The sequence below is a fragment of the Flavobacterium sp. CR10 genome, from assembly GCF_055814415.1.
Window position 1 is genome coordinate 1170149 of sequence record NZ_CP185985.1, and the last position, 14591, is coordinate 1184739.

13 protein-coding genes are annotated in these 14591 nt (G+C 34.0%); 6 read left to right on the forward strand and 7 right to left on the reverse strand.

What is annotated here, in order from left to right:
• The first annotated feature begins 197 nt into the window (after positions 1-197).
• The 6 genes from ACNRYB_RS05390 (at position 198) to hflX (ending at position 9731) form a co-directional block, all read left to right on the forward strand.
• Positions 198-1241: a Gfo/Idh/MocA family oxidoreductase gene (locus ACNRYB_RS05390; RefSeq protein ID WP_473729456.1), complete on the forward strand. Its 1044-nt coding sequence runs from the start codon at positions 198-200 to the stop codon at positions 1239-1241.
• 486 nt (positions 1242-1727) lie between these two features.
• Positions 1728-2948 carry an MFS transporter gene (locus ACNRYB_RS05395; RefSeq protein WP_129745910.1) on the forward strand — a complete coding sequence of 407 codons (1221 nt, stop codon included), beginning with the start codon at positions 1728-1730 and terminating at the stop codon, positions 2946-2948.
• A gap of 216 nt (positions 2949-3164) precedes the next feature.
• Positions 3165-5984, forward strand: a complete 2820-nt coding sequence (locus ACNRYB_RS05400) for a TonB-dependent receptor domain-containing protein (RefSeq protein ID WP_473729457.1) — start codon at positions 3165-3167, stop codon at positions 5982-5984.
• A gap of 19 nt (positions 5985-6003) precedes the next feature.
• Entirely contained in the window at positions 6004-7338 is a 1335-nt protein-coding gene (locus ACNRYB_RS05405; RefSeq protein WP_473729458.1) for a DUF5689 domain-containing protein, read from the forward strand.
• A 137-nt stretch (positions 7339-7475) separates the two neighbouring features.
• Positions 7476-8333: a hypothetical protein gene (locus tag ACNRYB_RS05410; RefSeq protein ID WP_129745913.1), complete on the forward strand. Its 858-nt coding sequence runs from the start codon at positions 7476-7478 to the stop codon at positions 8331-8333.
• A gap of 165 nt (positions 8334-8498) precedes the next feature.
• A complete protein-coding gene (gene hflX, locus ACNRYB_RS05415; RefSeq protein ID WP_129745914.1) occupies positions 8499-9731 on the forward strand; it encodes a GTPase HflX in 1233 nt (410 codons plus the stop codon).
• 143 nt (positions 9732-9874) lie between these two features.
• On the opposite strand, the gene ACNRYB_RS05420 is transcribed toward hflX, so the two are convergent.
• The 7 genes from ACNRYB_RS05420 to ACNRYB_RS05450 all read right to left on the reverse strand — a co-directional run bounded on the left by ACNRYB_RS05420 (position 9875) and on the right by ACNRYB_RS05450 (position 14562).
• Entirely contained in the window at positions 9875-10825 is a 951-nt protein-coding gene (locus ACNRYB_RS05420) for a DUF3078 domain-containing protein (RefSeq protein ID WP_008466056.1), read from the reverse strand.
• 79 nt (positions 10826-10904) lie between these two features.
• Positions 10905-11414, reverse strand: a complete 510-nt coding sequence (locus ACNRYB_RS05425; RefSeq protein WP_008466057.1) for a DUF2480 family protein — start codon at positions 11412-11414, stop codon at positions 10905-10907.
• Between the two features lie 72 nt (positions 11415-11486).
• Entirely contained in the window at positions 11487-11810 is a 324-nt protein-coding gene (locus tag ACNRYB_RS05430) for an SUF system Fe-S cluster assembly protein (RefSeq protein ID WP_008466058.1), read from the reverse strand.
• A 132-nt stretch (positions 11811-11942) separates the two neighbouring features.
• Positions 11943-12305, reverse strand: a complete 363-nt coding sequence (locus ACNRYB_RS05435; protein ID WP_473729459.1) for a GxxExxY protein — start codon at positions 12303-12305, stop codon at positions 11943-11945.
• A 174-nt stretch (positions 12306-12479) separates the two neighbouring features.
• Positions 12480-12905 (reverse strand): SufE family protein, encoded by a 426-nt coding sequence (locus ACNRYB_RS05440; RefSeq protein WP_012023259.1) that lies wholly within the window; start codon positions 12903-12905, stop codon positions 12480-12482.
• Between the two features lie 2 nt (positions 12906-12907).
• A complete protein-coding gene (locus ACNRYB_RS05445; protein ID WP_473729460.1) occupies positions 12908-13333 on the reverse strand; it encodes a hypothetical protein in 426 nt (141 codons plus the stop codon).
• Positions 13334-13347: 14 nt separating this feature from the next.
• Positions 13348-14562 carry an aminotransferase class V-fold PLP-dependent enzyme gene (locus ACNRYB_RS05450; protein ID WP_473729461.1) on the reverse strand — a complete coding sequence of 405 codons (1215 nt, stop codon included), beginning with the start codon at positions 14560-14562 and terminating at the stop codon, positions 13348-13350.
• Between the last annotated feature and the right edge of the window lie 29 nt (positions 14563-14591).

Here is a 14591-nt window from a genome sequence, read left to right on the forward strand (position 1 = left end):
TTACACAGATTAAAATGATTTTTTTTAATTTTTTTTCGCCACGACCCGAGCGATAGCGAACAGGCGAATCAATGGCACGAATTTGCACAAATCGTTGCGTTCAGAAACTTAAAATAATTCGTGTAGATTCGTGAAATTAGTGGCAAACAAAAAAATCCTTTTTAATCACATTAATCTGTGGCAAAAAAAGTAATAACATGCAGAAAATAAAAACAGCACTATTATCATACGGAATGTCGGGGAAAGTTTTCCATGCGCCATTTTTAGATATTCACGAAGGATTTGAATTATTAGGTTCTTGGGAAAGAAGTAAAAAATTAATTCAGGGAGATTATCCATACGTAAAAAGCTACGCTTCGCTAGACGAATTATTAAGCGACGATGTCGATTTGGTAATTGTAAATACGCCAGTTGGAACGCATTATGAATATGCCAAAAAAGTGCTTTTGGCAGGAAAACATGCTGTTGTAGAAAAAGCTTTTACAACAACGGCTGCAGAAGCAAAAGAATTGGCAAAAATTGCAAAAGAAAAAGGCTTGAAATTGGCTGTTTTCCAGAATAGAAGATGGGACAGTGATTTTAAAACCGTAAAAAAAGTAATCGACGACGGCGTTTTAGGAGATTTAGTTGAAGCCGAATTTCATTTTGACCGTTATAATCCATTGTTAAGCCCAAAAGCGCATAAAGAAACTGCCAATGACGGAGCTGGAGTTCTAAAAGATTTAGGTCCGCATATTATTGATCAGGCTATAAGTTTGTTCGGTTGTCCGAAAGCTGTTTTTGGAGACATTCGCGTAACGAGAGAAAATTCTGTTGTAGACGATTGGATCGATTTGACTTTGTTTTATTCTAATTTCAGAGTCCGATTAAAAGCAGGTTTTTTTGTGAGAGAAGCGAACCCAGCCTACACACTTCACGGAAAAAAAGGTTCATTTTTAAAACCACGTGGAGATGTACAGGAAGACGAATTGAAAATTGGCAAAAAGCCAAACCTAGATTCTTGGGGAACAGAAGACGAAAGTTTGCAGGGACTTTTGCACACCGAAATTGACGGTAAAATTGTGCGAGAAAAAATCCCAACGCTTCAAGGTAATTATTTCAGTTTCTTTGATGGAGTTTACGACTCGATTGCAAACGATAAAAAAGAACCAGTTACTGCAGATGAAGGCGTAAAAGTAATGCAGGTTATAGAAGCTGCGATTGCGAGCAACGCACAACAAAAGGTAATAGGTATATCATAATCATTCCGTAGGAATGTTTGATCGGTAGCAATGCCCAGCAAAAGGGAATAGGTATACAATAATACATTCCGTAGGAATGTCTCGTTGGTAGAAAAAAATAATATTCGGAGGCATTTACGTTCCGTAGGAACGTTTGATTTTGATGCCATTTTTTAATAACCGAATGTGTCAAACGTTCCTGTGGAACGTAAAAACATCGACAACGATATTTTTTTTTCTACCGATGAAATGTTCCTACGGAACAACGAAATGTAAATAGAACGGGGATATCTCAAAAATTGAGAATCCCCTTTTTTGTATATATAAAAAAATGAAACAAATTATGATTCTACTAAACCCGAAAAATTGTAATTTTAATAGGCTAAATTCAAATCAAAACCTTTGAATTTATAAACAATAACGTTGTATATTGTGTATAACCTTAGGCTTTATGCACTTTGACGAGCGTTTTTAGTATTTTTGACAACATTCCAATAAAAATTCAATATGCTGATAAACATTAATCCATTATCGCTTTTTCAGACCAAAGCAAAAATCAAGAAAGTATTTAGAGAAGCCAAAGCTTCCTATTTAAATCGCATTCGTTTTGCTGTCGGAATGTTTTATTTCGGAATGGGTTTAAGTTTTGCGACATGGGCCAGTAGAATTCCAGATATCAAAACGGCTTTGCATTTAACAGAAGGCGATTTGGGTTCTATACTTTTTGCGCTTCCGGTAGGACAATTGATTATTATGCCTTTTTCGGGTAAAATGGTTACCAAATTTGGAAGTCATCGCATTCTGATTTTCTCCTTGATAATGTATGTTTTGTGTCTTATTAATTTAGGTTTGGCGACAACATCGTTACAATTGTCATTAGGATTATTTTTGTTTGGTGTGTTCGGAAACCTTGCCAATATTGCCGTAAATACGCAAGGCGTTTATACCGAAGTTTTATTTAAAAAAACAATCATGTCTTCGTTTCACGGAATGTGGAGTTTTGCAGGATTTACAGGTGCTTTGGTAGGTTTAGGAATGCTGGCTTTAAAATTGAGTCCGCTGCATCATTTTATAATTGTAGCTGGAATCGTTTTATTGATGGTAGCTTTTAACTTTAAATTTTTGGTTAGAGCCAAAGAAAAAAAGAAACCCAAAGAAGAAGGCAAAAAACTATTTGTAAAACCAGATACGGCTTTGCTTTGGCTAGGCGTTATCGGATTCTGCAGTATGGCGAGTGAAGGTGTTATGTTTGACTGGAGCGGAGTTTACTTTAAAGATATTGTAAAAGCGCCTGGACCATTGGTGGTTTTAGGTTATACATCTTTTATGATTATGATGGCGAGCGGAAGATTCTTAGGCGACGGATTAATCAATAAATTTGGTCGCGAGCGTGTCATGCAGATTAGCGGTGTTATGATTTCGGCTGGACTTTTTACGGCTGTTTTTCTTCCTTATATCATTCCGTGTACCATTGCTTTTATGTTTGTAGGTTTAGGTGTTGCTACAATTGTTCCTACAGTTTATAGTATTGCAGGTAAAAACCCGACTGTTCCAGCGGGCGAAGCTTTAACGATTGTTTCTAGCGTAAGTTTCCTTGGTTTCTTAATGGGGCCGCCTGTAATTGGGCACATTGCACAAAGTTTCGGATTGCAGTTTTCTTTTGCTTTTATCGGAATTTTTGGAGTGCTGATCGCTTTTATGGTTTCTAAAATTAGAACAGAGGCATAATAAATCACCTTTGTAAAATTGCCATTATTTAAATATTCTTTCAATAAATCAAAATAAACTTGAAAGAATTTACTTATAATTAAATAATTTGTTTACTTTTGAATTTCTAACTTAGACGTTAAAGGTTTAAGATTCTCTTTTTCCAAAAACCAATTTTATCTTTTGAATTAAGGATTATCAATCCTAAGAATATTTAAAAGTTAATAATAGGTTTTAATGGTAAAAAATTACGCATTCTTCTTTATTTTTTTGTTCTTCAATTTTGCTTTTGCACAGCAGGAAATAACGGTTACAGGAATTGTTATCGATGCCCGAACGCAGAATCCGCTAGAAAATGTAGTGGTGACAATACAAAATACGGCTGTGATGCAGCTTACTTCAAAATCGGGAAAATTTGAACTTCATATATTTCCCAAAAAAGAGCAACTGCTTTTGCTTAGAAGTCAGGGATACAAAGATTTTCTTTTGAAAGTGAAGTCCAACGCTGGACAGAATATCAATCTTGGAACATTGCAATTAGAGGACGCTTATTCAGATGAGGTTCCTGCTGCATTAATCACTTTATCAGATAGCGATTTCTCAGAAGATAATAGTTCGTCTGAAATGACATCTGGACTTTTGCAATCGTCAAGAGATGCTTTTATGCAGGCAGCAGCATTCAATTGGGGACAAGCTAGATTTCGTATGCGTGGTTTAGACAGCGAAAATGCAATCACGATGCTCAACGGAATGGCAATGAACAAAATCTACGATGGAAGACCGCAATGGAGCAATTGGGGAGGTTTAAACAATGTACTTAGAAATCAGGAATTTTCAGTTGGAACAGCAGCTTCCAATTACACTTTTGGAGGAGTTTTAGGCACACAGCAGATTTTTACACGCGCTTCTTTGTATAGAAAAGGAGCGTCGCTCACGTTTTCAGGAAGCAATACTACTTATTTATGGCGAGCAAACGGAACTTATGCGTCAGGAATGAATGCTTCTGGATGGGCTTTTGTGGTTTCAGCTGGAAAACGCTGGGCTGACGAAGGTTACTTTGAAGGCACAAATTTCGATGCGGATTCTTTTTTTCTTAGTGTTGAAAAGAAATTAAATAAGAGAAATTCAATCAATTTTACAGGGTTTTATACGCCAAATTCACGAGGAAAGAATTCTTCTAATACAGCTGAGGTTACCGATTTAATGGGCGAAAAATACAATTCGTATTGGGGATTTCAGAACGGAGAAAAGAGAAATGCAAAAACAAAAAATGTAGAAGAGCCACTCTTTATGCTGAATCATTATTTTAAAATTGATGATAAGACCAATCTGAATTCTGCTATTATGTATCAATTCGGAAAAGTTGGAAACAGCAATATCGATTACCAAAATGCTGATAGTCCCGATCCTTTTTACTATAAAAAAATGCCAAGTTATTTTAGTTCGCTGTATGCTAAAGATCAAGGAGAGTTTTCGGGTGAATTTACTCCAGATTATGAAAATGCAGAAAAAAACAAAATAGCATTTTTAGCCAATCCGCAGATCAATTGGGACGAAATGTATTTTGCCAATCAAAAAATAGGGCAAAATGGTTATGTGCCTGCGCAGAGCCATTACGTGCTGTATGAAGACAGAACAAATGATCGAACTTTGGCAGTAAATTCAAATATAAATACACAGATAACTTCTAATATTTCTTTTGATGGAGGGTTTACTTTTAAGAAATTAAAATCGCATAATTTTCAGTATTTATTAGACCTTCTTGGCGGAGCGTATTTTGAAGATATCGACACTTTTTACAAAGGAAATCTTTCGCAATCAGATTTGTTGCATCCAAATCGCCAAGTTGGAGTTGGAGATATTTACGGATACAATTACAATTTATTGGCTAATACTTTAGATGTTTTTGGGCAGTTTAAATTTAGTTATAATAAAACAGAATTTTTCTTAGCACAATCCTATTCCATGTCAGATTATCAAAGAGAAGGATTGTATCAAAATGGGTTGTATCCGACAAATTCTTTAGGAAAAAGTGAGAAAGTAAATTTTGAGAATTTTGGTTTCAAAGGCGGTTTCACTTATAAAATTTCAGGAAAACAATTGTTGTTTTTTAATGCCGCACATTTTACAAGAGCGCCTTCACTACGAAATACTTTTTCGAATTCACGATTGAATAATAATGTTGTGTATGGAATTGAAAGCGAGAATATCAGTAGTGCAGAAGCTAATTATGTATATCGTTCAGCAAAACTCAAATTGCGGTTAACAGCATATTATACCACAATTAAAAATACTTCGAAAACTTCTTATTTCTATGCCGAAGGAATTTTCGATAATGGCGCGGGTTATGATCCGACAAATGCATTTGTCAGTCAGACTTTAACCAATTTGGATAAGAAAAATACGGGAGCAGAATTAAGTTTTGAATATCAAATTTGGCCAACATTAAAAACAACTTTATCGGCAGCATTTGGAAATTACGTCTATAGCAACAATCCAAATGTTATGATTGTAAACGATGCCAATAGAGCAAAAGAAGGAGCGCAAACCACTTTTGATTTTGGCCCCGCTTATTTAAAAAATTATAAACAGCCGGGAACTCCACAGCAGGCGTATTCGTTTGGACTAGAATATCGAGATCCGAAGTTTTGGTGGATTGGTAGCAATATCAATTATTTGGCAGAGAGTTATATAGATGTTTCGTCAATTTCTAGAACATCTCAATTTTACATCAATCCAGCCAATGGTTTTCCTTTTCCTGAGGCAACTTCCGAAAGAGGGAATGAATTGCTAAAACAAGAAAAATTTCAACCTGTCATGTTGCTGAATTTTAACGGAGGAAAATCTTGGCGTATTCATAAAAAATATGTGGGACTTTTTGCCAGCGTAAATAATGTTTTGGATTTAATGTACAAAACTGGCGGTTTTGAACAGGCAAGAAATGCCAATTTTAGAGCATTGAATCAAGATGTTTCAAGCGGAACGCCATCTTTTGGCCCAAGATATTATTATGGCTATGGACGAACTTATTTTCTGAATCTTACAATCGGTTTATAAACTGAAAAATTTATTTCTAATGAAAAAACTAATTTTACTTTTTGCACTATCTCTAATTAGTTGCAGTAAAGAAGTCGAAACCCCGGAATTAGCTTGCACGCAGCCCAATCTTACTGTAAATAAAAGCGTAGAAAAAGTCTATGAGCTTTCGGGTACTACAGCGAAACAATATTTGTATGACGACATTATAGAAGCTTACGTAGTTTCGAGTGACGAAGGTGGCAATTTTTTTAAGACTATTTCATTGCAGACAAAACAAACTGAAAAAGCGCCAGCAATTGGTTTTAGTGTTCCTATTGATGCAACAAATACCTATATTGATTATCGCGTAGGGAATAAAGTGTTTGTAAAACTGAAAAATCAATTTACAGATTTGTATTATGGCGGTTTAAGAATTGGAAGTTTGTATGTGAGTAATGCCGGTGACCCCACAATTGGAAGAATTTCTCAAAACGAATATAAAAATGTATTAAACGCTTCGTGCACAAATATAGACGAGAACCAGTTGGTTAAATCACTTTCTGTAGAAGAAGCTCTTTCAGATTCTAAACTAAATACATTAATCGAATTAAAAGATGTGGAATTTACCGAAGCAGCATTAGGACGTCATTACTTTGAAGAATCTAATAATGTTGGAGGTTCAACAAACTGGTATTTGAGAGATAAAACAGGAAATCAAGTTATTTTTAGAACCAGCAGTTATGCAAAATTTGCAGATCACGATGTTCCAGAAGGAAGTGGAAAAGTAAAGGGAATTCTAACCAAGTTCGGCACTGACTATCAATTTATGGTTCGATATGAAAGCGATATTGTGATGAACGGAAAAAGAAATACTCCATTTTTTTCAGAGGATTTTCAGTCGGTTAAAAACAATGTCAATTTTGCGCTTCCAGGCTGGAGTAATATTGTAGAAAAAGCCACAAAACTCTGGAAGAGTATGGTATATTCTGGAAATGGCTACGCAGAATTTAACACTACAAGCACAACTGCAGCTGAGAATATAGCTTGGCTTGTTTCGCCTAAAATAAATCTAACAGGATATAAAAATGCTGTGCTTTCTTTTAGAAGCGCGCAACACGATTTAAAAGTCGATTCTCCGTTAAATACACTAGAAGTTTATGTCTCTACTAATTTTGATGGCGCAAGCGTGACCAAAGCAAAATGGACAAAACTGGAAGCAAAAGTTCCAACACTTTCAACTCCTGCGCGTGAGTTTATCAGTTCTGGAGGAATCGATCTTTCGGCTTATTCTGGAAACATAAATATTGCCTTTAAGTACATCGGATCCGGAAAAGACAAAACATTAAATGGTGCTTTTATGGTTGATGATATTAAGATATTTGGTGAAAAATAAGCGGTAATTTTTAAAAAGAAAATTAATAGGCTGAATTTTAGAGTATTATTGAAAAGTTTGTAGTTTTTGTATTTCAAATTGTTAAAATCTAATTGAATTTTGTATTTTGGTCGTCCCAAATCAATACAAAAACAAATATGAGAACCTACTTTATTGCCATCTTATGGATGGTGTTTCCTTTCTTGATGCACAGTCAAGACAACGTTAAGCTAAAGCAGATCAACATTGTAAAAACAAATTACCAAAACTCTAAAGACGGCGAAATTGTTAACAAAACAATGGTTTTTAAGGATGGTAAACTTCAAACAATAACCACTTCAGATGTTGTACAGCATTTTTATTACAACAAAAATGGTTTGTTAGACATGACGGTAAAAGATAAAGTAGGAAGCGACTGGAAAGAAGTGATCAATTATACTTACGATGCCGATAACAACATTACCAAATTTGTAAAAAAATATCAGGAAGGACCTAATTATATTACTAAAGTGGTTTCATTTGTTTATGAAGGAGCAAGAATAAAAGTAACCACAAAAAAGAGCACCAATCACCAAAATCTGGTAGACGATATTGAATATCTCGTAGAAAACGGAATTATTGTAAGACGTACTTCACGTGATAGAAACAAAGCAATTATTGGAAAGCTGGAATATGTTTATGTGAATGATAATGTGTCGAGACATAAAGGATTGGTTGGAGATAAAATCTCTAAATCTTATACTTACGATGATAAAAAATCGGTTGATCAGTTAATCGTTCAAAGTCTTTTTGGAGACAATTACAAAGTAATCGTTCCGATGATTTCGTATCATGAAGAAGAATTTGAGTTTGAATCTATTTCTTATAATAATGAGATGAATTTCAGCCCGTCATCAACAGCTTTAGTTGCGGTGAGTAGAAAATACAAATACAATAAATTAAACTATCCGATTTCTTGCTCTCAGATAGAAGAAAACGGAATTGTGAAAACGGAAAAAACTTTTATTTACGAATAAACGTTTTAAACTTAGACCATTTATTGAGTAAGTGGAACCTTGTTGAGTTTATCTTGACGGGTTCCATTTTTTTTTGCAGTTTATTCTGCTAATATAAATGTAAAAACAAAATTGTATAATTGATTGTAGCTGACAAATGATTAAATTTGCACCTTATTCAAGACTATGTTAGAAAAAGAAGTTATAAATTTTGAGCGAACAGTAATTGTTGGTATTGTTACTCAGAATCAAAGTGAAGAAAAACTAAATGAATATTTAGACGAATTGGAGTTTTTGACTTTTACCGCTGGAGGTGAAGTTATTAAACGCTTTTCGCAGAAAATGGAACGCCCTAATCCGAAGACTTTTGTGGGTACGGGGAAAATTGATGACATTAATCTTTTTGTAAAAGAAAATAAAATATCGACTGTAATTTTTGATGATGAATTAACGCCGTCACAGCAGAAAAACATCTCAAGAATTATCGATTGTAAAATTCTAGACAGAACAAACTTAATTTTAGACATTTTTGCGCAAAGAGCTGAAACTTCCTATGCTAGAACGCAGGTAGAATTGGCACAATGTCAGTATTTGCTTCCGAGACTTTCTGGTTTATGGACACACCTTGAACGTCAAAAAGGGGGAATTGGTATGCGTGGACCTGGAGAAACAGAGATTGAAACCGATAGACGTATTGTTCGTGACAGAATTTCGTTATTGAAAGAGAAAATCAAAACGATCGACAAACAAATGAGCATTCAGCGAAGCAATCGCGGTGCAATGGTTCGTGTAGCTTTGGTTGGATATACCAATGTTGGAAAATCGACTTTGATGAATGCAATTGGTAAAAGTGATGTTTTTGTTGAGAATAAATTGTTTGCAACTTTAGATACAACCGTTAGAAAGGTGGTTATTAAAAATCTTCCTTTCTTACTTTCTGATACAGTTGGATTTATTCGAAAACTGCCAACACAATTGGTTGACTCTTTTAAAAGTACCTTAGATGAAGTTCGTGAAGCCGATTTATTGTTGCATGTCGTAGATATTTCTCATCCAGATTTTGAAGATCATATCGAGTCTGTAAATAAGACTTTACAAGAGATCAAAAGCAACGACAAACCAACTATTATGGTTTTTAATAAAATCGATGCCTACAAACATCTTACTATCGATGAAGATGATTTGATTACAGAAAGAACCAGAAAACACTGGACACTTGACGAGTGGAAACAAACTTGGATGAGTAATGTAGGGCAGGATAAAGCGTTGTTTATTTCTGCCAGAAACAAAGAGAATTTCGAAGAATTTAGAGAAACAGTTTATGAAGCGGTTCGCCAGATTCATATTACGCGTTTTCCTTACAACAATTTTTTGTATCCAGATTATAAGGATGCAGTTGAAAAGGATGAAGAAGAATAAAGGAACGGCTTTTGAGAAATCAAAAGCCGTTTTTTGTTTTGTTGCAGATTAAAAATTTAAAAGAATTTAATCTAAATAATTCCTTAATCTGCGGTATTCATATTTTTTTAAATCTATTTGTTGAAATCTTGCTCATGCAATAATTAAAACCCAAAATTAACGCCTAGACCAAATACTTCTCTAGTTTGAAGTCCGGCAAATGCATTATCATCATAAATAGCCTGAAACGATAAATTAGCAGATAGAAACTTGTTGATTTTCATTATAACATTTAGGGAATAATTTATATCGACATTTTGTGGGTCTTCGAGATAATTGGAATAAAGGTTAAGTGTGTTTTCGGCAGTCACGTTTGTCATGATCGCCAATTTATAATAAACTGAAGCATAAAAACCAAGCTCGTAACGTATGCTTTTGCCTTCATCAACGCCAAAATAACTGCCGTCTACATATGGCAATCCTGTAAATCTATCAATTCCAGTTGTATAGGCGCTGTCTACGAAAGTGAATTTTGAAGTTAGCGGAGCAAAATTTATTTTAAGATTGTCATCTTTTGTCCAGTAAATACCTGGCCCTGTGGTAAGATATCCAGGAGACATAAATTTGGTTTGTTCAGTCCTTATTTGCTTTCCATTGGCATCTTGATCATAAATGTAGCCAGTTGAAAATTGTGTTCTAAAATTTAAGAAGTATGAATAATACCATTCTCCAAAGGCTCTTTTTCCGAGAATAGAATTGAATTCTAAACGGTCATCTGTTTTTTTTGTGAAGTCATCATTTTTGGTTTGAAGAAGACCGTACGATGCTAAAATTTTGTTGTCCCAAGTTAAATCGTCCTTTTTGTAATTGAAATCATAATTGATTCCTAATGTTCCAGAAAAGCTATCTTCTCCACCTGCAATCCAGTTGTTAAAACTCGATTGGTTTAATAAAAGGGAAACAGTTCCTTTTGTTTTCCACCCTTCTCCTTCTATAGTATCGTTAATTTTTTTTACTGCTTTTTCAGTATTTTGAATTAACTCTTTTTCTGAATTTTGGGCTTGTACAAATGTGAAATTTACTAAAATGAAAAGTAATAGGGTTAGCTTTCTCATGGTCTTTAGTTTAGAAGTGTATTACCAAATATACTAAAAACCAATGGAAAGTTAAGGTTTGCTGTAGTGTTATTGCAGGTTATTTCTTAGACTCTTTGTATAAAGGCACTGCCGAACATGCTTCGCCGTACATAATACTGCGGGCAAATGGCTGTAAATAATTTGTAGCTAAAATGTAAGCGCGCATAGGAACCGGCTTTCTAGAACAGCCTTTTACAATAACAGGTTTGCCTTTGTAAACAGAGTAATCTATTTTGCTTAAAAGCTCTTCATAAAGGCTTGCGTCAAGATCTTCTATAGTTCCGTTTACTACTTTTTTAGCAAAAGGAGCCAGATGAACACCAACTAAAATTAATGCCCAAGCCGGAATAATCGCATCTGTACTGCAGTTTACAGCTACATATTGATCCTGATATTGTGACCAATCGTGATTTTTAAGATGTTCTCTAAAGTCCTTTTCTTTCAATAAAAATCCTTCCAAAAGCCATTGCGAAATGTCAATCTGCACTCGCATTCCTTTTGGGTAATAATCCTCAAGATCAAAAACTTCTAAAGCACTATTGGCAACTTTATTGATGATTTCTTCCATTTTTTTTAGTTTTCAGTCACAGTCACAGTAGCAGTTTTTAACTGAGACTGTGACTGTAAACTGTACACTTTTTTAAAGCATTCCTAATTCTAATTTAGCTTCTTCGCTCATTAAATCTTTGCTCCAAGGCGGATCAAAAGTAATTTCAACATCAACATCTTTAATGTTTTCGATTGCTTTTACTTTTTCTTCTACTTCTCTTGGCAAGCTTTCTGCAACAGGGCAGTTTGGTGAAGTCAGCGTCATAAGGATTTTTACTTCGTAATCTGTATTTACCATTACGTCGTAAATTAATCCTAATTCGTAAATATCTACAGGAATCTCAGGATCGTAAATGCCTTTTAAAACTCTTACGATTGATTCTCCTAATTCGTTTGTATCTATTTCTTGTTCCATTTTTTGTTTTTGTTTTACCATATAAGTTATATAAGTTCATTTAAAATTAAACTTAATAATTAATGATGATGTTTGTTTTTATGTTTAATCTTCTAGCCAGCGATATAGCTCGTTGACATATGTTTTTTGGCCTTAGTGGTAAATGTTTGTTACATTAAAGTTTATCATTAAACCAATTGGTGAATTTAAAAGTTTCATATAAGACATCAGTTTTGCAACATGAATTGGTATAATTTGATCGACTGATTTCAATTCAAGAACTAAACAATTTTCGATGAATAGATCGCATCTCAGATTTGATTCTAATTCTAAACCTTTATATTCGACAGGAATAACCAATTCAGATTTAAAATTGATTCCTCTCAATGATAATTCTTTGATCATGCATTGATGATAAATACTTTCTAAAAGCCGTGCTCCAATACTTTTATGAACTTCAATTGCGGCTCCATTAACCTGATAAATTAAATCGGTCAAATATTTCTTTGTAATCATTACTTTTTTAGCAATAATAAGAAATAAAAAAGAAAGATAAAACTTACTTTATTTCTTTTTCACCATATTGAGAAATGTAAGTTTATTTAAATGTTTTGCTTATATTTCACTATCTAAATAATCTAAGCTCCAAAACTTAAATTTTCTTGCATCACTTATATGGTTTAAAATTTCTTAATTTTTGTTTTTAGCGTCAAAAGCTAAAGCGTACATTTTGATGTTTTTTATCATCGAAACCAAACCGTTTGCTCGTGTTGCAGATAAATGTTCTTTTAAACCAATTTCGTCTATAAAATCAGTATCAGCTTCTAAGATATCTTTTGCTTTTTGATTAGAGAAAGCACGAATTAAAATTGCAATAATTCCTTTGGTCAAAATGGCATCGCTATCTGCTGTAAAAACAATTTTATCATCGTTTTGTTCGCCTTGCAACCAAACTTTAGATTGGCAGCCTTTGATTAAATTATCGTCGGTTTTGTATTCTTCTTTAATTAACGGAAGACTTTTTCCTAGCTCGATGATGTATTCATAACGCTGCATCCAGTCGTCGAACATTGAAAACTCGTCTATTATTTCGTCTTGTATTTCTTTTATTGTCATAATTATTCTTTAGAAAAATCAACTAATAAATTTACTAGTTTTTCGATTTCTTTTGGCGGAAAACCATTGTCGAAACCTGCAGTTTCGTATGTTTTTCCATCTTTAGTTATTTTTAAATTTCCTATCGCTGCGCCATCATAAGTTCGTTTGTCTGTTGGTGCTTTTAAGGTGGAAAGATTTTCTAAATTTACTTTTGAATAGGCATCAACAATCTCGTTCCATTTTGCATCATTAATTTTGCTTTTAACAGCTTCGGCGTTACGTTCTTTAACAATAGAAACCGATTTGTTTTGAACTACAATACTCTTGTAATAGCCTCTCGACATTGCAGAATATTCAATTTGAGTAGATTTCATGTCTGCTTTTTTTTGACTGCAGCATCCCGTAGCAATAAAAAGCGTCAGGAGCAATAATGATACTATTCGCATATAATTTGTTTTTGTTAGCTTAACATAGTTTGTGCTTTCTTAACTGCATCAACCATTGCGTCAATTTCTTCTTTTGTATTATAAAATGAAAATGAAGCACGAATTGTTCCCGGAATACAGAAAAAATTCATAATTGGCTGTGCGCAATGGTGTCCGGTTCTAACGGCAATACCTAATTTATCTATAATAGAACCAACATCATACGGATGTATTCCATCAATATTAAACGAAACTACTGAAGCTTTATTTTCAGTGTTTCCATAAATTCGGATGCCTTCAATTTCATTAAGACGTTTTGTAGCGTGTTCTAACAATTCATTTTCATATTCATGAATTTTATCAAAACCGATTTCGTTTAAATAATCAATTGCAGTTCCTAAAACAATTCCGCCAGCGATATTTGGAGTTCCAGCTTCAAATTTATGAGGAAGATCTGCGTAAGTAGTTTTTTCAAACGTAACTTCTTTGATCATTTCGCCACCGCCTTGATAAGGAGGAAGTTTGTTCAGCCAAGCTTCTTTTCCATAAAGAATTCCAGTTCCCGTTGGGCCACACATTTTATGTCCTGAAAAAGCATAAAAATCACAATCTAATTCCTGAACATCTGGTTTTAAATGCGGAACAGCTTGAGCGCCGTCAATTAAAACTGCAGAACCTACAGCATGTGCTTTATCAATAATATATTTGATTGGATTGATTACACCCAATGCATTTGAAATATGATTTACAGTGACGATTTTCGTTTTATCCGATAGTAATTTATCAAATTCCTCAATGATTAATTCTCCATTGTCATCGATTGGAATAACTTTTAAAACAGCCCCTGTTTTTTCGCATAACATTTGCCAAGGCACAATGTTACTATGATGTTCTAATGAAGAAACCACAACTTCATCGCCAGGTTTTAAAATAGAAGCAAATCCGTTTGCAACTAAGTTAATTCCATGAGTCGTTCCAGAAGTAAAAAGAACTTCATGAGCATGTTTTGCGTTGATGTGATCTTTTACTTTTCCGCGAGCAACCTCATAAGCATCAGTAGCTAACTGGCTCAAAGTGTGAACGCCACGGTGAATGTTGGCATTGATTTCATTATAATATTTTACTTCAGCATCAATTACAACTTGTGGTTTTTGCGAAGTAGCTCCGTTGTCGAAATATACTAATGGCTTTCCGTTTACAGTTTGTGAAAGTATCGGGAAATCAGCTCTTATTTTTTGAATATCTAGCATGTCTTATTTAGAAAAAATCTATTTACAAA

Coding starts and splice junctions, on each gene's coding strand:
- ACNRYB_RS05405 (WP_473729458.1), top strand. CDS start 6,004: ATGAAAAAACTAATTTTACTTTTTGCACTATCTCTAATTAGTTGCAGT.
- ACNRYB_RS05445 (WP_473729460.1), bottom strand. CDS start 13,333: ATGCGAATAGTATCATTATTGCTCCTGACGCTTTTTATTGCTACGGGA.
- hflX (WP_129745914.1), top strand. CDS start 8,499: ATGTTAGAAAAAGAAGTTATAAATTTTGAGCGAACAGTAATTGTTGGT.
- ACNRYB_RS05450 (WP_473729461.1), bottom strand. CDS start 14,562: ATGCTAGATATTCAAAAAATAAGAGCTGATTTCCCGATACTTTCACAA.
- ACNRYB_RS05400 (WP_473729457.1), top strand. CDS start 3,165: ATGGTAAAAAATTACGCATTCTTCTTTATTTTTTTGTTCTTCAATTTT.
- ACNRYB_RS05430 (WP_008466058.1), bottom strand. CDS start 11,810: ATGGAACAAGAAATAGATACAAACGAATTAGGAGAATCAATCGTAAGA.
- ACNRYB_RS05425 (WP_008466057.1), bottom strand. CDS start 11,414: ATGGAAGAAATCATCAATAAAGTTGCCAATAGTGCTTTAGAAGTTTTT.
- ACNRYB_RS05420 (WP_008466056.1), bottom strand. CDS start 10,825: ATGAGAAAGCTAACCCTATTACTTTTCATTTTAGTAAATTTCACATTT.
- ACNRYB_RS05390 (WP_473729456.1), top strand. CDS start 198: ATGCAGAAAATAAAAACAGCACTATTATCATACGGAATGTCGGGGAAA.
- ACNRYB_RS05410 (WP_129745913.1), top strand. CDS start 7,476: ATGAGAACCTACTTTATTGCCATCTTATGGATGGTGTTTCCTTTCTTG.
- ACNRYB_RS05395 (WP_129745910.1), top strand. CDS start 1,728: ATGCTGATAAACATTAATCCATTATCGCTTTTTCAGACCAAAGCAAAA.
- ACNRYB_RS05435 (WP_473729459.1), bottom strand. CDS start 12,305: ATGATTACAAAGAAATATTTGACCGATTTAATTTATCAGGTTAATGGA.
- ACNRYB_RS05440 (WP_012023259.1), bottom strand. CDS start 12,905: ATGACAATAAAAGAAATACAAGACGAAATAATAGACGAGTTTTCAATG.